This window comes from Aliirhizobium sp. YIM B11859, assembly GCF_057163345.1.
The window spans coordinates 617,820-637,093 of record NZ_JBXHAY010000001.1 but is presented as its reverse complement, the minus strand read 5'-3'; the positions used below and the strand labels follow the sequence as shown (position 1 = coordinate 637,093).

Here is a 19,274-nt window from a genome sequence, read left to right as displayed (position 1 = left end):
CCGGTTACAATCGGCCGGCATCCGAATGGACGATCCGCGGGCGGCTCGGCTCCCATATCCGCACGATGTCACGGCCATCCCGCTTGGCGGCATAGAGGGCTTCGTCGGCCCGCGCGATCAGCCGGGCCGCATCCGTCGCGACAGCGCCGCGCCCGAGCGCCGCAACGCCGATACTCGTCGTGACCATCCCCTTGTCGCTTCCGGTATGGGGAATATTGAGACCCCGCAGCCTTTCGCAGAATTCCTCCGCGATCGTGACGGCAGTCCTTTCATCGGTATCGGGCAGGATCAGCGCCATTTCTTCGCCACCGTAACGCGCCGCCCGATCACCAGTTCTGCGCGCCGTCGCGCGCAGGCAGTCCGCGACCATCTGCAGACAACCATCGCCGGCTGCATGTCCATAGGTGTCGTTGAAACGCTTGAAGTAATCGACGTCAATCATCAGCAATGCCAGCGAACCGTCGCCCCGTTCCACCCGGCCGAATTCCTCGGCCATGACAGCGTCGAAAGCCCGTCGGTTCAGCAGCCCTGTCAGGCTGTCGGTCTCGGCGAGAATGGCGAGCCTGTCATTGAGATCCTGCAGCTCGAGTTCGTGCCGCTTTGATGCGGTGATATCGGAGCAGATGACGAAACACGCCCCCTCCGCCGTCGGCCGCGTACGGGACTCTATCCACCGGCCATCGGCCAGCGGAAACTGCACCGTTCCTCCCTGCCTCAAGCGGCCAAGCGCGCCGTCCACCCACTGTCCAACCTTGTCCTGCGGGATGCCGACAAGCTCGCCGCGTGCAATCGAGGCATAAAGGATCGCCGCCGCGGGCGTACCCGGCACGCGAAGGTCAGCCGTCACTGAAAACATCGAGCGATAACGCTCGTTGCAGAAGACGAGCGTCAGGTCCTTGTCGAACATCACCAGCCCGTCCGATATGCTCGACAGCGCCTCGGCCGCACGTCGGTCGCTTTGTGTCAATGCGGCCTCGAGCAGCTTCTTGTCGGTAATGTCGCGGCTATGGGTGACCAGCCCGACATTGCGTCCGTCTATGTCGTTGAACGGTGCCTTGAGCGTCGAAAGATAGGACTTGCTGCCATCGAGCCGTGCGAGCGTCTGCTCCTCGACGATCGCAGTGCCGGCCTGCATCGCCTTCACCTCGTCGGCCCGGAACGCGGCGGCCACTTCCGGGCAATAGAAATCGAAATCGGTCTTGCCGATCAGGGCATCCGCGCTTTCCGCCTGCATCAGAGCCGCCGTTGCCGGATTGGCCATGATGAAGCGCCCTTCGCGATCCTTCACGTTCAGCGCTTCCGGCAGACTGTCGATCACCCGGCGATACATGTGGTTGCGCTCTTCGGCCTGCCGCCGCTTGAGTTCGTTGGACAGTGCGGCACAGGCCATCAATGTCGCCAGGAAGACCAGCGTCATGAATGGAAGACGGATCTGGGGGCCGGTATAGACGTCCAGAGACCAGGCGACCATGAAGGCGGGCGCCATGCTGCAGATGGCCATGACCAGCGCAAACAACAGGCTCTGCTTCAATCCTGGCGCATCGCGTCCTTTGAGGGAGTGGCCGAAAATCCCCGCACCGCAGGCGATAGCAATGCCCGCAAGACCGACAAGCGCGCCGGCACCACCGAGATAAAGCCGAAATGCAGCCGCAATCACGGCTGTCACCAAGCCGGCAATCGGGCCTCCGATAAAGGCAGCAGTGCCGATCATCGGCATTCTGAGATCGATGAAGAAACCTTCGTTGAGCTGGAATGGTATCAGCATCACGCCAACGGCACCGAGGCCGAACAGTCCGCCAAACGCCCAGTCACGCAAAGGCTCCTGGCGGTCCAGTATCGGCAGGCGGATATTCGACCACAGCGAAATGACCAGTGCCACCACCGCCATGTTCGCGAGCAATCCCACCCAAAGACTATTCAACAATTCAATCCTCGCACGAAGCCATATGTGCCGACTCCACCCCAATCTACGGATGGACGCGATATAATGGATTAGCGGAGATCGCCGCCCACGCGAAAAGCTTTAAGCAGAGTTAACAGAATCTTGCTCGGAAAAATCACAAAACCTTCGCAGCGGTGACTTCGACCTCGACCAGAAATTCCGCACGCGTGAAGCCGCCGACCACGATGAGCGTCGAAACCGGTTTCGGCTCAAGCGTGAAGCGGTCGCGAACCGCCATATAGGCGGGAAAATCCTCGCGACTGGTGACGAAGCCGGAAATCCGGATGACATCCGCATAACTCATTCCCGCCTCCTCAAGGATTGCGCCGATCGCCTGGAAGCAAAGCTCGGCCTGGCTTGCGACATCGGCCGGGATTTTTTCGTCCGCAGAAATCCCGAGCTGGCCCGAGGTGACGAGCAGGCTTGCTCCCGGAGGAACGAGCAGGCCGTGATTGTAGGCGCCAAAAGGCTTGCGCACCGACGGCGGATTAAAAACCTTAGTTGCCATGACCGACGACACTCTTGATCTCGAGGAAATCGTGCATGCCCCAGTCGGCATATTCTCGCCCGTTGCCGGACTGCTTGTAGCCACCGAAGGAGGAGAACAGGTCCCAGTCCGGATAGTTGAGATAGACCGAACCGGCCCTCAGTTTCGGTGCGATCTTTCGCGCATGTTCCGGTTCGCCCTGCACATAGGCGGCAAGCCCGTAGGGCGTGTCGTTGGCGATCTCGATCGCCTGCTCCTCGCTGTCATAAGGCAGGATCGACAGCACGGGGCCGAAAATCTCTTCCCGCGCGATTGTCATGTCATTGGTGACGTTGCCGAAGACCGTTGGCCGGATGTAATAGCCGCGATTAAGGTTTTCCGGCCGGCCCGGGCCGCCGGCGACCAGCGTTGCCCCCTCGGAAATACCGGCTTCGATGAGCCGCTGGATCTTATCGAACTGCACCTTGCTGACCACCGGCCCGAGATCGATACCGTCAGCCGTCGGATCACCAGTGACGAGTTTCTCTGCGGCCTCCTTGGCGGCGGCAAGCGCTTCCTCATGACGGTCGCGCGGCACCAACATGCGGGTCGGCGCATCGCAGGATTGGCCGGAATTGCCGAAGCAACCGGTTACGCCGTCGGCCACCGCCTGTGCGATGTCGGCATCAGCAAGGATGATGTTCGCAGACTTGCCACCAAGTTCCTGTGCAACGCGCTTGACCGTATCGGCCGCGGTCTTGGCGACGATGATGCCGGCCCGCGTCGAACCGGTGAACGACACCATGTCGACATCCGGATGGCCCGCCATCACCTGCCCGACATCCGGACCGGTGCCGTTGATCATGTTGAACACGCCTTTCGGCACGCCCGCCGCCTCCATCACTTCCGCGAAGATGACACCTGAGATCGGCGCGATTTCCGACGGCTTCAGCACCATCGTGCAGCCGGTGGCGATTGCCGGCCCGACCTTGCAGGTGATCTGGTTGAGCGGCCAGTTCCACGGCGTGATCAGCGCCACGACACCGATCGGCTCCTTGACGACCTGCGTCGTGCCGCGATCCTCGGTGAATTTATAATTTTCCAGCGCGGTGATCGTCGCACTCAGGTGTCCGTGACCGGCTCCCACCTGGGAATCGCGGGCAAAGGCAATGGGAGCGCCCATTTCACGGCTGACCGCCTGGGCAATATCCTCGGAACGTTTTTCGTATTCGGCAAGAATGCGCTTGAGCAGCGCCAGCCGCTCAGCCTGGGACCATTGCGAGAAACTGGCAAAAGCTGCCTTGGCAGCGGCAACGGCCTTGTCGACATCGGCCTTGGAGCCGACCGCAATCTGCGTGAAAGCTTCTTCCGTCGACGGATCGATGACATCCAGCACGGCGGGAGTGACAGGCGCCACCCATTCGCCATTGATGAAGAATTTCAGGTGATTGCTCATGAAGTCCCCCGGGGCTTGCTTTCGCTTGATCATGGCACTATCGGCCATCTTTCTGCGTTTCCGCAAGCCCGCGGATAGGACTTTCGTGACAATCACACGTCGAGCGACTGTCCGCCATATGGCGCCATGAACGTCTTGATCGCCTCTATCTCGTTCGGCCGGATCTCGTGGCCGCCCGCATGCCATTCGAGCGTCACCACATCACCCTGCCGCCTGTAATAGTCGGCAAGCTCGTTCGTCATCGGCACCGGGCAAATCGGGTCGCGCTCTCCAGCGGTAATCAGCACATGCGCGGTTTCCGCAGCCTTCCGGTCCATCGGTTGGAACGGGATCAGCGGATGCATCAGCACACCTGCTTCCACGAGGCCGGGTTTCTCGATCATGATATTGGCGAGAATGTTGGCCCCGTTGGAAAAGCCGAGCCCCAGCACGGTCGAGGATTCGTAGCGCTCGCGATTGGCGGCAATGAAGTCGGCCATCCGCTCGGTCGCACGGGCAAGGTCGTCGCAATCATAGACGCCTTCCGCCTTGCGCCGGAAGAAGCGTGCTGCTCCATGTTCGGAAACATCGCCGCGCGGCGAAACCACCGTAGCACCCGGAAGAAGCCGGCTGCCGAAATCGAAGAACTGGCTCTCGTCGCCGCCCGTGCCATGAAAGACGAACAGGATCGGCGATCCGGGCGCACCGGGGCGCACCCGGTGCAGATAACTGTCGTAACTCATCGTTTTCTCCTGATTTTTTTCGAGCGGGGGATGCCCCCCCGCTCCGATCACACCGGAATGCACTCAGGCAATCGGCTCCAGATGTTCCTCAAGCGCCTTGCGCAGATGCTCGTGCTGCGTCGGCAGCTTCAATGCCTCGCCGAGATGGGCTGTATCTTCGTCACGGTCGAAACCCGGCTCGTTGGTGGCGATTTCAAACAATACGCCGCCCGGCGTGCGGAAGTAGATCGCCCAGAAATAGTCGCGGTCGATCACCGGCGTCACCTGATAACCGGTATCCATCAGCGCCTTCCTGACCTCGAGCTGCTTGGCCCGGTTTTCGACGGCAAAGGCGATGTGGTGCACCGAACCTGCGCCAAGACGGGCGCTGGAAATATTAGGCATCGTCTCGACATCGATGAAATCCGCTCCATTGCCGCCCGGAATGCCGAAGCGCGTGACGCCATCCTTGGCGTCGATCTGCTCGTACCCCATGAATTTCAGAAGTTCGGAGGTCGAGCCTTCGTCGCGAAGCCGCATCGAGGCAGAATGGAAACCACGGATCGCCGCTTCCGCACCGACACCGTTGCCGATCCAGGGTGCACGATTGTCGTCCTTCACTTCGACCAGCGCGAAACCGTCGCCATCGGGACCGGCAAAATGCAGGCGCTTTTCACCGAAGGCTTCATCCGCCTTCAGGCCGTCGGCGCCGGCTTTGGAGAGCCGCTCTGTCCAGTAACCGAGCGAACCTTCCGGCACGGAGAACACGGTCGTGCCCACTTCGCCGGTGCCGGGACGGCCCTGGGCGATATGCGGGAAAGGAAAATAGGTCATCACCGAGCCGGGCGTGCCCACCTCGTCGCCGTAGTAAAGATGGTAGACATCCGGCGCGTCGAAATTGACGGTCTTCTTCACCCGGCGCAGGCCGAGCGTATCGGTAAAGAACGTGTTGTTGGTGGAGGCGCTCGCAGCCATCGACGTGACGTGGTGCAGTCCCTTGATCTGGGTAAGCATGTCAACCCCCTTGTTCCTTCGGAGCCGCCCATGCGGCCCGCTGTTCATGGGGTGATATTTGGTCGATCAGGCCGGGATTGGATAGACGATCACATCCGAACGCATTGTTCGTTTTTCGTTGACGCTAAGCCAAACGCGTTCACCTATTGAACATTTTCCGGCAGGCGCCAGTCGATCGCATCCTTGCCGATCGACTGCAGATAGTCGTTCGTCTTGGAAAAAGGCCGCGAGCCAAGAAAGCCGTTATGCGCCGAGAGCGGCGACGGATGTGCAGACTTCAGCACCAGATGCCGCTCCTGATCGACGAAGGCCGCCTTCTTTTGCGCATAGGAGCCCCAGAGGATGAAGACGATGCCATCGCATTCGTCATTGACCGCGCGGATCACCGCATCGGTGAACCGTTCCCATCCCTGGCCCTGATGCGCCGCTGCCTTGCCCTCTTCCACCGTGAGCACGCTGTTGAGCAGCAACACGCCCTGTTCCGCCCAGCTTTCGAGAAAGCCGTGTTTGGCCGGCGCGATACCGAGATCGGACTGCATTTCCTTGTAGATATTGACGAGCGATGGCGGCGTCTTCACACCGGGCTGGACCGAAAAACAAAGTCCATGCGCCTGACCGAACCCGTGATAAGGATCCTGCCCCAGGATCACCACCTTCACCTCGTCGAGCGGGGTAAGGTCAAGTGCGCGGAAATACTCTGAACCCTTTGGGAAGATTCTCTTTCCGGCCTGCTTCTCGGCCACCAGAAAGCGTTTGAGATCGGTCATGTAGGGATCTGCAAATTCGTTTTCGAGTGCGAATTTCCAGCTCTCTTCCAGCTTGACCTCACCGTCCGCCATGACCCTCACCCCTTACTGAAACCTGCCGCCGCGCTGGATGACTTCGGTCTTGTAGCCATCCGGATCCGTGACGAAAAAGAACTGCGCGAAGCGTCCGCCTTCACGCTTCATCTCGACCAGCTTGCCGACGGTCAGACCGAGATCGGAAAACCGCTTGTATTCCGCCTCGATATCCTCGACCGTCACCGCCAGATGGCCATAACCGTTGCCGAGATCATAGGCTTCGCTGCGGCCGGCATTGACGGTCAGTTCCAGTTCGAACCCGATTTCCGGGTTCGACAGATAGATCAGCGTGAAGCCGTCAAAAGGAACACGGCTGGCGACCTTGAGACCGAAGGCCTTGTCGTAGAAGTCTACCGACCGTGCCTCTTCGAGAACGCGGATCATCGAATGGACCATCTTGGCCATGGGTCTGCTTTCCTTATTGCATCACGTGGTTGGAGCGCGAATGCCACGCCCAGGCCGACTTGATGATATCGGCCAGCGTATATTGCGGCTCCCAACCAAGCACGTCGCGCGCCTTGTCGTTATTGGCAACCAGCGAGGTCGAATCCCCCTCGCGACGGCCGACATATTCCACCGGGAACGGCTTGCCGGATACATCGGAGATTGCCGAAAGCAGCTCCTTGACGGTCGTTCCGGTACCCGTGCCCAGATTGAGCTCCACCATTTCACCACCGGCAAGCAGGTAGTCGACGGCCCGCACATGCGCATCGGCAAGATCGAGAACATGGATATAGTCGCGCACACAGGTACCGTCGCGCGTGTCGTAATCGTCGCCGAACACCTTGAACCCCTGGCGACGGCCGAGTGCCGCTTCGATGGCGAGCGGGATCGCATGGGTTTCCGGCGTATGCCACTCACCGATCCGGCCTTCGAAATCGGCGCCGGCGGCGTTGAAATAGCGCAGCATGACCGATTTCAGGCCCATATACTGGCCATAATCCTTCAGCGCCTGTTCGATGATGTATTTGGTGCGACCATAGGGGTTGATCGGCGCCTGTCCATGCGTCTCGTCCATCGGCACCTGCACCGGCAGGCCGTAGGTTGCGCAGGTCGAGGAAAAGACAAAGGCCTTCACGCCGGCCTTCATCGCAGCCGACATCAGCGTCAGCGCACCGACCACGTTGTTATCGTAGAAACCCACCGGGTTCTTGACCGATTCACCCACCTCGATCAGGGCCGCGAAATGCAGCACCGCTTCCGGCTTGTGCTTGGCAAACACCTCGTCGAGACGATCGTGATCGCGAATATCGCCCTGCTCAAGCTCGCCCCAGCGGACGAATTCCGCGTGACCGTTAGAGAGATTATCGAAGACGATGGGCTCATAGCCCCGTTCCGCCAGCACCAGACACGTATGAGACCCGATATAGCCGGCCCCGCCCACGACGAGCACTTTCTTCTTCGACATCATGTCCTCAAGAGTTGTTGAAGTCGGCGGCACTATAACCGCCGCCGATCAAATGGGAAGGGCGTATGCTGCACATGCACAGCAGCTTAAAATGGCATGCCCCATTGTGGGAAACGCCTGTAGGAAGCCATTGACTTTTGCCATCAAGACACGGCAATCAAACTTGTCCGTCACCTTCAGGATTTCGCCATAGGCCCTTCATGCGATACGTCTTTCTCTGTCTCGGCTGGCTGTTCGTCGCGCTCGGCGTGATCGGCGCCTTCCTGCCAATCATGCCGACGACGCCGTTCCTTCTGCTGGCCGTCGCGTGTTTCGCACGCTCCTCACCGAAGCTTGAAGCCTGGCTGATGGACCATAAGACATTCGGCCCGTCACTGCGCAACTGGCGCGAACGCGGAGCAATCTCGAAACGGGCGAAGATCATGGCGATCTCGCTGATGGCACTGAGTTATCTCGGCTTCTGGTTCAGTTCGCACCCGTCCGCATGGCTTGCCATCCTCGTCGCAGCCTTCATGATCGGCCCGGCGATCTTCATGCTGACACGGCCGAGCGCTTAAACCTCACCGGTGCCGCGACTGCGGCAACACATAAGGAATGTGCGCGGCAGGTACGCGACCGACCGCGCCTGCTATCCCATAGACGGCTGCGATGATCTCGTCGCTCACCGTCGCATGCCCGGCCCCCTCTGCCACCACCCTGCCATTGTCGAGCACGACCAGATGATCGGCGAACTCTGCCGCGAGGTTCAGGTCGTGCAGGATGGCAAGCACCGTACCGCCGGCCGAGGCGAAGTCGCGAGCCGTCTCCAGCACCGAAATCTGGTGGCCAAGGTCAAGGCTTGCGGTCGGCTCGTCGAGAAACAGCGCCCGCGGAACTCCGTCCACGAGTGGTTGGGGTACCTGCGCCAGCGCCCGCGCGAACTGTACGCGCTGCTGCTCCCCGCCGGACATCGATGGATAAGGCCGGCTTTCGAAACCGCGCAGGCCGACGCGCGACAGCGCCTTGCGCGCCTCTTCGGACGGATTGAGAGCCCCCTGTGCGACCGCCCCCATGCGGGCGATTTCGAGGGCCGTGAACGGAAAGGCGAGCTGGGTCGCCTGCGGCAGCACCGCGCGCCGCTTGGCAAGCTCGACCGGCTGGCAGAGATCGACGCTTGTGCCGTAATAGGAAACCCTACCGCTATCCGGCTTCATCTCGCCGGAAAGCACCTTCATCAGCGTCGATTTTCCGGCGCCGTTCGGGCCGATCACCACGGTGAACTGGCCTGGCTTTAACGCGATGCTGATGCCGTCGATCAGCTTCCGGCCAGAGCGGCTGACGGTCACCTCGTCGGCGATGATAACTCCATCACTCATGGCAGGTCCCGCATCCCGATGCCGTTCCTGCCGATCAGCAGGAACAGGAAGACCGGCGCGCCGAACAGCGCGGTAATGACGCCGATCGGCAATTCGGCCGGTGCAGACACCGTGCGCGCCACGCTGTCGGCGATCAGCAGCAGCGCCCCGCCTCCGAGCGCCGAACCCGGCAGCAGAAACCGGTGTGACGGCCCCATCGCAAGCCGCAACAGATGCGGCACGACGATGCCGACGAAACCGATAGAGCCTGCAACGGCGACGGTCGAACCGCAGGCTGCGGCGACCGCAACAATGACGATCCGCTTCAGCCGCTGCACCGGAATGCCCATGTGAAAGGCGGCTGCATCGCCGAGCACCAGTGCATCGAGGCCACGAGCGACGAAGGGAATGATAACCAGCACGGCCCCAATGAACGGCAGGATGGAGAGCACCCTGCCATACGTCGCGCCGCCCAGTGAACCGAGGCTCCAGAAGGTGATATCGCGCAGTTGCCGGTCATCGGCCGTAACGATGAGAAGCCCCATCAGCGCACCCGCCAATGCGCCGATGGCAATGCCGCAAAGGATCAGCGCGGTCGTCGACGTGCGTCCATCGCGCGTTGCGATGATGTAGAGCGCCCAGGTATTGATGAGCCCGCCGAAAAACGCCATCAGCGGCAGGAACTGGTTGCCGAGCAGCATCGCAAGCGGCGCCAGAATGCCATTGCCGAGCACGATCGCCGCAACCGCGGCGAGCCCTGCTCCGGAGGTCACCCCGACGATGCCGGGATCGGCGAGCGGATTGCGGAACAGGCCCTGCATCATTGCGCCCGAGACGGCCAGGCCAGCCCCGACCAGCAGACCGAGTGCCGTGCGCGGCAGGCGAACAGCTTCAAGGATTACCCGCTCCTGGGTGGTCAGACTGTCACTCTTGCCCGTCGCATAGGCCCAGAGATCGGAAAGACCGACACCGGTCGGACCGACATGCAGCGAGATCAGACAGGCAACGAAAAGAAGGAGGGCCAGCAGAATAAGAACGAGCACACCCTGCGCGGTCCGGTCTCCCTCGCGCGCTTGGCCGAGCGGCATCGCGAGCGCGCCCATCAGTTGATCGCGCCCGGATAGATCCTGGCCGCGAGCGCCCGCACCGCTTCAGGCGTGCGCGGGCCAAAGCCGAGCAGCAGCAGTCCATCCATCGAGACCAGCGACCTGGCTGCTGCGGCCGGTGTCGTCTGCATCGACGGCAGCGCGAACATCTGCTCAGGCGTCACGGCATGGTCGCCGCGGGACATGGTCAGCACGGCATCGGGTGCTGCCGCAATGATCGCTTCATCCGACATCGGCTTGTAGCCGTTGACGGTCGGTGCCGCATTGATGCCGCCCGCCATTTCGATGATCGCGCCGGCCTCTGTATCGGCACCGCCGGCGATCAGCCGCCCGTTGGAGACCGAAAGCACGAACAGAACCTTCTTCTTATCGCCGGAAATCTTCGCCACGTCATCTGCAACGCTCTTCAGATCGGCTTCCGTCTTCGTCGCCAGGGAATCCGCCTTTTCGGCAAGGCCGACCGCTGCACCGACATCGCGGATCTTCTGGCCGATCTTGCCGGCTTCCGGAGGTGTCGGGATGACCACCATCGGCACTTCGCTGGCCTTGAGAATATCCAGAACCGGTGGCGGACCGGAGCCTTCCTCCATCAGGATCAGGTCCGGTTTCTGCCCGAGAATACCTTCCGCCGAAAGCGCCCGCATATACCCGACATCCGGTTTGGAATTGGCTTCAGCAGGAAAGAAGCTGGTCGAGTCGCGTGCAACGATGCGGTCCTGCGCCCCGAGATCATAGAGGATTTCGGTGATCGTACCGCCGATGGAGACGATGCGTTTGGCTTCGGGATTACCCTTGTCGGCCGCCGATGCGGTACCCGCCGCCATGGCCGAACCGGTCAAAATCAATGCAAACAGACGCCCAAATCTGGAAACGGAAGCCATGATGATCCACCCATTCGCGCTGCCGCAGGTTTGCAAGATAAACCGAAGCTACGCTGTAAAACTCGATAACTTGAGTTGACTACGCAAGTTTTTTTGGCTTTTCAAGGGGAGGACCGGCAGATATCTTGACCGGAAAGTGAAACTTTAGTGAGGGGTATTTCCATGTATATCGCGATGAACCGTTTTCGCGTTGTTCCGGGCTTCGAAGAGGCCTTCGAAGCCGTCTGGCGCGACCGCCAGGGCCGTCTGGCCGAACTGCCGGGCTATATCGAGTTTCACATGCTGAAAGGTCCGAAGGCCGAGGACCATAGCCTCTATGCGTCCCATACCGTCTGGGAAAGTTTCGAACATTTCCAGGACTGGACGAAGTCGGAACAATTCCGCGCGGCACACGCCAATGCCGGCCAGAACCGCAGCAAGGTCGAGTATCTCTCCGGCCCGCATTTCGAAGGTTTTGAAGTCATCATCCATGAAGACAAGAACGGCGTCCGTCCCGCCGACGCAGCCTGAGGTTCATCGATGAACGCTGTTTCCGAAATTGTGCCGGACCGTCGTGAACGGGCTCTTGCAGCCTTGGCCGAGAAGCCGGACGGTATCGTCGAGTCGATCGCCGCCGCGGCGGATGTGACGACTGCCGAGATCCTCGAAATCCTTCCCGAAGGATCGGCCGTCATCGCCTCCAAGGAAAAATTCGACGAGATCTGGACCGAACTGACAAGCTGGGGCGTGGTACTGTTCCTCGTCCACACGGAGGATGTCGTCGCCGAGATCGACGGCGAACTGCCGGCCGGTTCTGAAAGCCACGGATGGTTCAACATCCATGGCGACAGCCCGATCGGCGGTCATATCAAGAAGGACAATTGCGCCTCGGTCACCTTCGTCGATCGGGCTTTCCATGGCCGCCGCTCCTGCTCCATCTGGTTCATGAACGGCAAGGGCGCGCCGATGTTCAAGGTCTTCGTCAAGCGTGACGAGGCTCGTGAACTGCTGGCCGGACAGTTGGCAAAGTTCGAGGCGCTCCGCGCCCGTTACGCCTGAAAAACCACGCCTGACGAAAACGGAAAAGGCGGGCGCTGCTGCTGCACCCGCCTTTCCGGGAAGCCCGGGCTCGGACCGGAGACCTGTCTTTTCAATGACGCGCAACGTGTTCGTGCTTGCCTTTGTGGCTGGTCGAGGCGAAGTCTTCCAGCTGCGTCTCGCTCATCGACTTTTCCATATCCTTCGACGCACCTTTCAGCGTGCTTTTCTTGATGTCGCCACGCTTGGCAGCGAGTGCTGCGCCAGCGGCCTTCTGCTGCGCTTTCGATTTGGCCGGCATGTTCCGCCTCCAGTTCCATTGTCTGTCCTCCCAACACCGGCGCGCTGATTTTCGTTCCAATCGACAAGCACGGAACCTCTCATCCTGCGAAGGGTTGTTTCTCATGTCTGCGGATTGCCCGCAGACGGAACAGATCTCCGAAAGGAACCCGCCATGAGCACGACCTCTCCCAAAACCACGAGCACCGACGGCATCGAACGCGAACAGCTCGATACCACCAATCCGGAAGCACTGAAGGAATCGGCAAGGCTCGGCAACGAGGACCGGTTCCTCGTCCAGACCGACCTTGAAGATGCCGGTGAGCGTGAAGACACCGACCAGCCCGATGGTCACGCAAGCCCGATGGCCAATACCGACAACCAGGAACGCGACTGACCGTCGCTACGGAACTTCTCCTGCCTCTCGCGTGTTGCACTCACCTGGGAAGAATGGAGATATCCAATGGACGCCGACACGATACCGACGCACAAGTCGGAGCCGACGACCGCCAACAAAAAAGCCGGCGGCGAAAACGCCCGCAGTGAAAACGAACGCAACAGCCATCCGCTGCATCTGATGCCGGGGATGGAGGTAAAGGCTGCACCGACGCTTGCCGATCCGGATGCGGAAGCCTTCGTATCGGAAGCGCTGGAAGATCTCGTTGCCTGCCACATCCCGTTTCTGCTGGCGGGCACTTTCGCGATCAGCGCCTATACCGGCATCAGCCGGCCGACAAAGGATCTCGACATCTTCTGCAAGGCCGGCGACTACGCCCGCATTCTCGCCCATTTTAAGGAAAAGGGTTACGAGATCGAGGTTGAGGACGACCGCTGGCTCGGCAAGATCAAGAAAGGCCGGCATTTCTGCGACGTTATATTCGCCGCGTCGAACGGCACGATGCCGATCAGCGACAGCTGGTTCGAAAACGCCCGGCAGATCGAGATGAATGGCCACAAGGTGCGCATCATCGCGCCGACCGAGCTGATCTGGTCGAAATGTTTCGTCCAGCTCCGTCATCGCTACGATGGCGGCGACATCGTCCATATGATCCTGCGCGCCCATGATCAGATCGATTGGGACCGCCTACTCAATCATATGGAAGTGCATTGGGAAGTGCTGCTCATTCACCTCCTGAATTTCCGCTGGATCTACCCGACCGAGCGCGACAAGGTGCCCGACTGGCTGCTCGACGAACTGCTCGACCGCCTGAAGGCGCAGCGCGAGCTACCACTGCCTCAGATGAAGATATGCCGTGGTCGCATGTTCAGCCGTGTCGATTTCGAGATCGACGTGAAGGAATGGGGTTTTGCCGATGTCGGCGGCGAAGGTGATCTGCGCGACGGTGTGGACGAGGAAACCAGAGAAGGAGGCCCCGCGTGAGCAAGACGTCGGAAAAACCGGAAACTGCCGCCACGGCGACCAAGTCGAACGGCAAGCAACGCATTGCTGCGGTCGGTGACCTGCATGTCAAGGAACATGGTTCGATCTCCTACAAGGAGCTTTTCAGCGAGATCTCGCAGGAGGCCGATATTCTCGTCCTGACGGGTGACCTGACCGACCTGGGCAAGCCGGTGGAAGCCGAACTTCTGGCCGCCGACCTGCGCTCCTGTTCGATCCCGATGGTCGGCGTGCTTGGCAACCATGATTATGAATGCGGCCATGTCGACGAGGTGAAGGCGATCATCAAGGATGCCGGCGTTCATCTGCTGGAGGGCTCCGCGATCGAGATCAACGGCATCGGTTTTGCCGGGGTAAAGGGTTTTGCCGGTGGCTTCGGCCGCTACATGCTCGGCTCCTTCGGCGAACCGGCGATCAAGGCGATGGTGGCTGAAAGCGTCGAGGAAACCATGCGGCTTGAAAATGCGCTGCGCCAGGTGCGTTCCGAACGCGCCATGGTGGTGCTGCATTACGCACCGATCCAGCAGACCGTCGAAGGCGAACCGCCGGAGATCTTTCCTTTCCTCGGCTCATCGCGACTGGCCGAAACCATCGACCGTTTCCCGGTCAAGGCCGTCGTCCACGGCCACGCCCATCGCGGCACCTACGAAGGGAGAACGCCCGGCGGCGCCCCCGTCTACAACGTCGCCTCCCACATCGAGAAACCGACCGGCAAGGCTTACGCGCTGCTGGAGATGTGAGAACAAATAACGCGAGCCCGGCATGGAACTACCGGGCTCGTTTTCCGTTTGCCGATCTCGTTCACCAACGAGGAACCGGATCGCATGACGGACAGCACAGCCGCCGAGGAATTTCGCGTTTTTCCAAAGACTTGGGGAGCGGAATATGTCGCAGTCGGCGAAGTGCGATTCAGGCTCTGGGCTCCGGGCCAGAAGACCGTCACGTTGCGCCTCGATGGCGAAGACACCGAGATGAGCGAAAGCCGTGACGGCTGGTTCGAACTGCTGGCGACAGGCGTATCCGCCGGAGCCGAATATAACTACGTTCTTGCCGACGGCATGGTCGTGCCGGACCCGGCATCACGCGCGCAGAAAGACGACGTCAACGGTCCGTCACTGGTCATCGACCCGACCAATTACGACTGGCAGGACACCGGCTGGAAAGGCCGGCCCTGGGAAGAGACCGTCGTTTACGAACTCCATATCGGCACCTTCACACCGGAAGGAACCTTCCGCGCGGCGATCAACAGGCTGCCCTATCTCGCCGATCTCGGCATCACCATGATCGAGGTGATGCCGATCTGCCAGTTCGGCGGAAAACGCGGCTGGGGTTACGATGGTGTGCTGCTTTACGCGCCGCATTCGGCCTATGGCGCGCCGGAAGACTTCAAGGCCTTTGTCGACGCCGCCCACGGCCATGGCCTCTCCGTCGTGCTTGACATCATTCTCAATCACTTCGGCCCGGAGGGCAATTATCTGCCGCTTCTGGCCCCGGGCTTCTTCCACAAGGAGCGAATGACACCCTGGGGTGCCGGCATCGCCTATGATGTCGATGCCGCTCGCCGCTACATGTCGGAGGCCCCCCTCTACTGGCTTGAGGAATTCCATCTCGACGGCCTGCGTTTCGACGCAATCGACCAGATCGAGGACATATCCGACAGACACATGCTGATCGATATAGCCGAGCGCATCCGCGCCGAGATCACCGACCGGCCGATCCATCTGACGACCGAGGACTGCCGTAACATCACGGCCCTTCATCCGCGCGACCAGGATGGCTCCACGCCTCTTTTCACCGGCGAGTGGAACGATGATTTTCACAATGCCGTCCATGTCTTTGCCACCGGCGAGACACACGCCTATTACCAGGACTTTGCCGAAAGCCCCGAAAAGCTGGTCGCCCGCTGCCTGGCGGAAGGTTTTGCCTATCAGGGGGAGATATCGCCGCAATCCGGAGAAAAGCGCGGCGTTGACAGCCAAAGCCAGCCGCCGGCAGCTTTTGTCGACTTCATCCAGAACCACGACCAGACCGGAAACCGCGCCGAAGGCGAGCGGCTCATATCGCTTGCCGGCGCTGCCCGCACCAAGGTCTTGCTGGCGACCCTGCTTTTCTCCCCGCATATCCCGCTTCTGTTCATGGGCGAGGAATACGGCGAGACAAATCCGTTCCTGTTCTTCACCGATTTTCATGGCGATCTTGCCAAGGCCGTGCGCGAGGGGCGGGCAAAGGAATTCGAGGGCCATGCCGGCCATACTGGCGATGCGGTGCCGGACCCGAATGCCGAAAGCACCTTCGATGCCTCAAAGCTCGACTGGGACAGGCTCAGGTCGCCGGAAGGCAAGGATTGGTTCGACTTCACCCGCGAATTGCTGCGGCTGCGGCAGGAATTTATCGTTCCCCTGATTGGTTCTGCCGCCGGCGGCACCGGCAAGGTCCTTGGCACCGGTACCGGTTTCCTCGCCGTCTCATGGGATTTTCAGAAGGGCAGGCTCGCCATCGCGATCAATATCGGCGAGGCGGCAAAGCCGCTGCCGGCCATGCCTGGCAAGGCAATCTATGCCTTTCCGAAAAAAGACCAGCCCGAACGGCTGCGTGAACTTTCGCCCAATTCCATCATCGTCAGTTACGAGAAGGCATGAGCCGCCGCATGATCCCGACCGCAACCTACCGTATCCAGTTCCGCAACGGCATGACCTTCGACCGCGCCGCCGGTCTTGTGCCTTACCTGAAGCGCCTCGGCATCAGTCATCTCTACGCCTCCCCGATCTTCACCGCGACGACCGGCTCGACCCACGGTTATGACGTAACCGACGCCAACCAGATCGATCCGGCGATCGGTGGCCGCGACGGTTTCGACCGCATGGTGGCGGCGTTGAAAGGAGAAGGCCTGGGCCTGATCCTCGACATCGTGCCGAACCACATGGCCGCCTCGCTGGAAAATCCGTGGTGGCGCGATGTCGTCGAACATGGCGGAAAAAGCCGCTACGCCGGTCATTTCGACATCGACTGGTCACGCCGCCTTACCCTGCCCTTCCTGGGCGACACATTCGAGACGGTACTCGAAGCCGGCGAGATCTCGGTGAAATCCGATCCGGACACCGGCAAGCCGGCACTCGCCTATTACGACACCTATTATCCGCTCGATCCCGACACCTATGTCGGCAGTGAGGCGGAGGTGTTGCAGATCACCGACAAGGATGCGATCGCGGAGTTGCATGAACAACAACCCTATAGGCTGATATCCTGGCGGGATGCGCCACGGGATCTTTCCTATCGCCGTTTCTTCGAGATCACCGGGCTTGCAGGGGTCCGCGTCGAGGAAGATGACGTGTTCGACGACACCCATCGCCTCATTCTCGATCTCGTCCGCTCCGGGGAAGTGGATGGTTTGCGTATCGATCATGTCGATGGCCTTGCTGATCCCAAAGCCTATCTGGATAGATTGCGCAAGGAGGCCGGACCGGACTGCTATATCACCGTCGAAAAGATCCTCGGCGAAGGTGAGGACATCTCAGCTGACTGGCCTGTTTCGGGAACGACCGGCTACGAGTTCATCGCCAGCCTCAGCGACGCGCTAGTCGATGGCGACAAGCTGGATGCGCTGAAATCGGCCTACACGGCCGTCGCAGGCGCGGCGTCCGACATGGAAAAGGAGCTGCGCGCAGCAAAATTGCTGATGGCGAACAACAACTTTGCGGGCGAGCTTGCCACTCTCGTTAAGCTTGCTGAATCGATAGATGAAGAGCTGCAGCACCAACCCTCTCTATCCTCAGATACGATCAAGGACGGTATCCGGGAATTGCTCGTCGCCTTTCCCGTCTATCGAACCTATGGAACACGGAACGGCATGCCGCCCGAGGGCCGTCAGATGCTGGAAAGGGTCGTCGCCCATCTGCGGCGCAGCCAGCAGACTACAGATCTCACCGCCCTGCCCTTCCTGACGACCATTATCAACGGCGATCTGCCCGTTTCGGTGGCGGGGAAAGCAGCGCTCTTTCGCACCCGTTTCCAGCAGCTCACCGGCCCGCTGATGGCGAAGTCGGTCGAGGACACATTGTTCTTCAGACACCATGCCCTGATCGCTCTCAACGAAGTCGGGGGCGAGCCGCTGGCGCGACAGTTTTCGCTCGCCCGTTTTCACGACGAGATGCTGGATCGCCAAAGGCTGCAGCCCGAAGCGCTGTCCAGCACGTCTACCCACGACACCAAACGCGGCGAAGATGCCCGTGCCCGACTTTATGCCCTAAGCGAAGCGCCGCAGATCTGGCTCGACGCCGTCCAGCGGTGGCGCCAGGCAAATGGCGGCGCCGTGACAAAACTGGAGGACGGGCCAGCGCCCGAGCCGGCAGTCGAATGGATGCTCTATCAGGCTCTTGCCGGCGCATGGCCCATAGAGCTGACCGCCGACGATGCCGAGGGCCTGAAGGCGCTGGAAGAGCGTTTCCAGGCCTATGTCGAAAAGGCGCTGCGTGAAGCCAAGCTGCGCACCAACTGGAGCGACGCGAACGCGGACTATGAAAAATCCGTCCATGACTACGTGCACCACATGCTGGCGCCGCAGAACCATGCGTTTGTCAGTGATTTTGCCGCGACGATCCGCCCGTTCATCCGCGCCGGCTGTGTCAACGGCCTGACGCAGACATTGGTGAAGCTCGTAGGCCCGGGCGTGCCGGATATCTATCAGGGAAGCGAGGCCAGCGATCTGTCACTGGTTGATCCGGACAACCGCCGCGAACCCGATTTCGACAGGCTGGCGCGACAATTCGACGAAATCTCGCCGCTGAATTCGGCCGATGAGGATGAATGGCTGAGCGGCCACCTCAAGCAGCATGTCATCGCCCGCACGCTGCAAATGCGCTGGGACCGACGCGCGCTTTTCCTCAAGGGCGCGTATCTGCCATTAAAGGTGAGCGGCAAGCGGGCGGATCACATCATAGCCTTTGCCCGCCATCACGACGACCAGGCGGCACTTCTTATCGCACCCCGGCTTGCACTGGAGGCTCTGAACGAGCTTCCAGGAGGACGTAGCGCTGCTTGGGCGGAGACCATTGCTCTGTTGCCGACGCATTTGTCAGACAGGCGCTACAGGGATATCTTCAGCGGCCGCATCTTCGATTTCAAGGATCAGGCGGCGATAAACTGGGCCTTCGCGGAACATCCTTTTGCGCTCCTTCTGGCCGAGTGAGCACACGGCAAGGCGCAAAACCCGCTCATAAAATGAAGAAACCGCCGGCCCAGAGGTACGGCGGTTTTCTTTTGGCCAATTCTTCCGTTCGGGATCAGCGGATCCCGAGGAAGGACAGAATGGCGAGGACGATAACAACGGCTCCGACGAGCCACACGATGCTGTTCATGATGATCTCCTGAAAATGTTTTTGGGGTTTAGCGTGCGGTCTTCGCTCAGGCGAAACCGACAAGGTTGAGAACAG

20 protein-coding genes are annotated in these 19,274 nt (G+C 60.5%); 8 read left to right on the top strand and 12 right to left on the bottom strand.

All coding sequences use genetic code 11. The features are described from left to right. Window positions 1-4 precede the first annotated feature (4 nt). The 8 genes from AC2GXZ_RS02885 to galE all read right to left on the bottom strand — a co-directional run bounded on the left by AC2GXZ_RS02885 (window position 5) and on the right by galE (window position 7,829). Window positions 5-1,921, bottom strand: coding sequence for a diguanylate cyclase (locus AC2GXZ_RS02885; protein ID WP_483757610.1), 1,917 nt, complete (start codon window positions 1,919-1,921; stop codon window positions 5-7). A gap of 136 nt (window positions 1,922-2,057) precedes the next feature. Continuing rightward, entirely contained in the window at window positions 2,058-2,450 is a 393-nt protein-coding gene (locus AC2GXZ_RS02880) for a RidA family protein (protein ID WP_483757609.1), read from the bottom strand. Continuing rightward, on the bottom strand, window positions 2,440-3,864 hold the full coding sequence (locus tag AC2GXZ_RS02875; protein ID WP_483757608.1) for an aldehyde dehydrogenase family protein: 1,425 nt from the start codon (window positions 3,862-3,864) through the stop codon (window positions 2,440-2,442). Before AC2GXZ_RS02875 ends, AC2GXZ_RS02880 begins: the two co-directional genes overlap by 11 nt. Window positions 3,865-3,956: 92 nt before the next feature. Beyond that, the gene (locus AC2GXZ_RS02870) at window positions 3,957-4,586 is read right to left on the bottom strand and encodes an alpha/beta hydrolase (RefSeq protein ID WP_483757607.1); all 630 of its coding nucleotides are present in this window, start codon (window positions 4,584-4,586) and stop codon (window positions 3,957-3,959) included. A 63-nt stretch (window positions 4,587-4,649) separates the two neighbouring features. Further along, window positions 4,650-5,579 carry a VOC family protein gene (locus AC2GXZ_RS02865; RefSeq protein ID WP_483757606.1) on the bottom strand — a complete coding sequence of 310 codons (930 nt, stop codon included), beginning with the start codon at window positions 5,577-5,579 and terminating at the stop codon, window positions 4,650-4,652. A 143-nt stretch (window positions 5,580-5,722) separates the two neighbouring features. Further along, window positions 5,723-6,418 (bottom strand): uracil-DNA glycosylase, encoded by a 696-nt coding sequence (gene ung / locus AC2GXZ_RS02860; RefSeq protein WP_483757605.1) that lies wholly within the window; start codon window positions 6,416-6,418, stop codon window positions 5,723-5,725. Window positions 6,419-6,430: 12 nt separating this feature from the next. Beyond that, the gene (locus tag AC2GXZ_RS02855) at window positions 6,431-6,826 is read right to left on the bottom strand and encodes a VOC family protein (protein WP_483757604.1); all 396 of its coding nucleotides are present in this window, start codon (window positions 6,824-6,826) and stop codon (window positions 6,431-6,433) included. Window positions 6,827-6,839: 13 nt separating this feature from the next. Further along, window positions 6,840-7,829: a UDP-glucose 4-epimerase GalE gene (galE, locus tag AC2GXZ_RS02850; protein WP_483757603.1), complete on the bottom strand. Its 990-nt coding sequence runs from the start codon at window positions 7,827-7,829 to the stop codon at window positions 6,840-6,842. A gap of 200 nt (window positions 7,830-8,029) precedes the next feature. Here galE and AC2GXZ_RS02845 point away from each other — a divergent pair, with 200 nt between their 5' ends. Continuing rightward, window positions 8,030-8,386: a YbaN family protein gene (locus AC2GXZ_RS02845; RefSeq protein ID WP_483757602.1), complete on the top strand. Its 357-nt coding sequence runs from the start codon at window positions 8,030-8,032 to the stop codon at window positions 8,384-8,386. A gap of 3 nt (window positions 8,387-8,389) precedes the next feature. Here AC2GXZ_RS02845 and AC2GXZ_RS02840 read toward each other — a convergent pair whose 3' ends face one another. From AC2GXZ_RS02840 to AC2GXZ_RS02830, 3 genes are read right to left on the bottom strand one after another with little or no spacing between them, the layout of a single operon-like run. Beyond that, the gene (locus AC2GXZ_RS02840) at window positions 8,390-9,184 is read right to left on the bottom strand and encodes a heme ABC transporter ATP-binding protein (RefSeq protein WP_483757601.1); all 795 of its coding nucleotides are present in this window, start codon (window positions 9,182-9,184) and stop codon (window positions 8,390-8,392) included. After that, window positions 9,181-10,266: a FecCD family ABC transporter permease gene (locus tag AC2GXZ_RS02835; protein WP_483757600.1), complete on the bottom strand. Its 1,086-nt coding sequence runs from the start codon at window positions 10,264-10,266 to the stop codon at window positions 9,181-9,183. The genes AC2GXZ_RS02840 and AC2GXZ_RS02835 overlap by 4 nt, the downstream gene beginning before the upstream one ends. Then, window positions 10,266-11,150, bottom strand: coding sequence for a heme/hemin ABC transporter substrate-binding protein (locus AC2GXZ_RS02830; protein WP_483757599.1), 885 nt, complete (start codon window positions 11,148-11,150; stop codon window positions 10,266-10,268). Before AC2GXZ_RS02830 ends, AC2GXZ_RS02835 begins: the two co-directional genes overlap by 1 nt. A 162-nt stretch (window positions 11,151-11,312) precedes the next feature. Between AC2GXZ_RS02830 and hmuQ the strand changes: the two genes are divergently transcribed. Together hmuQ and hutX are read left to right on the top strand one after the other, a co-directional pair. Then, window positions 11,313-11,660: a heme-degrading protein HmuQ gene (hmuQ, locus tag AC2GXZ_RS02825; RefSeq protein ID WP_483757598.1), complete on the top strand. Its 348-nt coding sequence runs from the start codon at window positions 11,313-11,315 to the stop codon at window positions 11,658-11,660. A 9-nt stretch (window positions 11,661-11,669) separates the two neighbouring features. After that, complete coding sequence (gene hutX / locus AC2GXZ_RS02820; RefSeq protein WP_483757597.1) at window positions 11,670-12,188, top strand: heme utilization cystosolic carrier protein HutX; 519 nt, start codon at window positions 11,670-11,672, stop codon at window positions 12,186-12,188. Between the two features lie 91 nt (window positions 12,189-12,279). Here the strand turns inward: hutX and AC2GXZ_RS02815 are convergent, their stop codons facing one another. Then, window positions 12,280-12,468 carry a DUF3008 family protein gene (locus AC2GXZ_RS02815; protein ID WP_483757596.1) on the bottom strand — a complete coding sequence of 63 codons (189 nt, stop codon included), beginning with the start codon at window positions 12,466-12,468 and terminating at the stop codon, window positions 12,280-12,282. Window positions 12,469-12,621: 153 nt separating this feature from the next. On the opposite strand from AC2GXZ_RS02815, the gene AC2GXZ_RS02810 reads away from it, so the two are divergent. From AC2GXZ_RS02810 to treY, 5 genes are all read left to right on the top strand, one after another. After that, window positions 12,622-12,843 carry a hypothetical protein gene (locus tag AC2GXZ_RS02810; protein ID WP_483757595.1) on the top strand — a complete coding sequence of 74 codons (222 nt, stop codon included), beginning with the start codon at window positions 12,622-12,624 and terminating at the stop codon, window positions 12,841-12,843. A gap of 189 nt (window positions 12,844-13,032) precedes the next feature. Beyond that, the gene (locus tag AC2GXZ_RS02805) at window positions 13,033-13,827 is read left to right on the top strand and encodes a nucleotidyltransferase family protein (protein ID WP_483758247.1); all 795 of its coding nucleotides are present in this window, start codon (window positions 13,033-13,035) and stop codon (window positions 13,825-13,827) included. Between the two features lie 62 nt (window positions 13,828-13,889). Continuing rightward, window positions 13,890-14,585: a metallophosphoesterase family protein gene (locus AC2GXZ_RS02800; RefSeq protein WP_483758246.1), complete on the top strand. Its 696-nt coding sequence runs from the start codon at window positions 13,890-13,892 to the stop codon at window positions 14,583-14,585. Between the two features lie 84 nt (window positions 14,586-14,669). Next, complete coding sequence (gene treZ / locus AC2GXZ_RS02795; RefSeq protein ID WP_483757594.1) at window positions 14,670-16,484, top strand: malto-oligosyltrehalose trehalohydrolase; 1,815 nt, start codon at window positions 14,670-14,672, stop codon at window positions 16,482-16,484. Next, on the top strand, window positions 16,481-19,030 hold the full coding sequence (gene treY, locus AC2GXZ_RS02790; protein WP_483757593.1) for a malto-oligosyltrehalose synthase: 2,550 nt from the start codon (window positions 16,481-16,483) through the stop codon (window positions 19,028-19,030). Before treZ ends, treY begins: the two co-directional genes overlap by 4 nt. The last annotated feature ends 244 nt before the right edge of the window (window positions 19,031-19,274 follow it).

Excerpts from the sequence above, each read along its gene's own strand:
- AC2GXZ_RS02880 (WP_483757609.1), bottom strand. The coding sequence starts at position 2,450 with ATGGCAACTAAGGTTTTTAATCCGCCGTCGGTGCGCAAGCCTTTTGGC.
- AC2GXZ_RS02875 (WP_483757608.1), bottom strand. The coding sequence starts at position 3,864 with ATGAGCAATCACCTGAAATTCTTCATCAATGGCGAATGGGTGGCGCCT.
- AC2GXZ_RS02870 (WP_483757607.1), bottom strand. The coding sequence starts at position 4,586 with ATGAGTTACGACAGTTATCTGCACCGGGTGCGCCCCGGTGCGCCCGGA.
- AC2GXZ_RS02865 (WP_483757606.1), bottom strand. The coding sequence starts at position 5,579 with ATGCTTACCCAGATCAAGGGACTGCACCACGTCACGTCGATGGCTGCG.
- ung (WP_483757605.1), bottom strand. The coding sequence starts at position 6,418 with ATGGCGGACGGTGAGGTCAAGCTGGAAGAGAGCTGGAAATTCGCACTC.
- AC2GXZ_RS02855 (WP_483757604.1), bottom strand. The coding sequence starts at position 6,826 with ATGGCCAAGATGGTCCATTCGATGATCCGCGTTCTCGAAGAGGCACGG.
- galE (WP_483757603.1), bottom strand. The coding sequence starts at position 7,829 with ATGTCGAAGAAGAAAGTGCTCGTCGTGGGCGGGGCCGGCTATATCGGG.
- AC2GXZ_RS02845 (WP_483757602.1), top strand. The coding sequence starts at position 8,030 with ATGCGATACGTCTTTCTCTGTCTCGGCTGGCTGTTCGTCGCGCTCGGC.
- AC2GXZ_RS02840 (WP_483757601.1), bottom strand. The coding sequence starts at position 9,184 with ATGAGTGATGGAGTTATCATCGCCGACGAGGTGACCGTCAGCCGCTCT.
- AC2GXZ_RS02835 (WP_483757600.1), bottom strand. The coding sequence starts at position 10,266 with ATGGGCGCGCTCGCGATGCCGCTCGGCCAAGCGCGCGAGGGAGACCGG.
- AC2GXZ_RS02830 (WP_483757599.1), bottom strand. The coding sequence starts at position 11,150 with ATGGCTTCCGTTTCCAGATTTGGGCGTCTGTTTGCATTGATTTTGACC.
- hmuQ (WP_483757598.1), top strand. The coding sequence starts at position 11,313 with ATGTATATCGCGATGAACCGTTTTCGCGTTGTTCCGGGCTTCGAAGAG.
- hutX (WP_483757597.1), top strand. The coding sequence starts at position 11,670 with ATGAACGCTGTTTCCGAAATTGTGCCGGACCGTCGTGAACGGGCTCTT.
- AC2GXZ_RS02815 (WP_483757596.1), bottom strand. The coding sequence starts at position 12,468 with ATGCCGGCCAAATCGAAAGCGCAGCAGAAGGCCGCTGGCGCAGCACTC.
- AC2GXZ_RS02810 (WP_483757595.1), top strand. The coding sequence starts at position 12,622 with ATGAGCACGACCTCTCCCAAAACCACGAGCACCGACGGCATCGAACGC.
- AC2GXZ_RS02805 (WP_483758247.1), top strand. The coding sequence starts at position 13,033 with ATGGAGGTAAAGGCTGCACCGACGCTTGCCGATCCGGATGCGGAAGCC.
- treZ (WP_483757594.1), top strand. The coding sequence starts at position 14,670 with ATGACGGACAGCACAGCCGCCGAGGAATTTCGCGTTTTTCCAAAGACT.
- treY (WP_483757593.1), top strand. The coding sequence starts at position 16,481 with ATGAGCCGCCGCATGATCCCGACCGCAACCTACCGTATCCAGTTCCGC.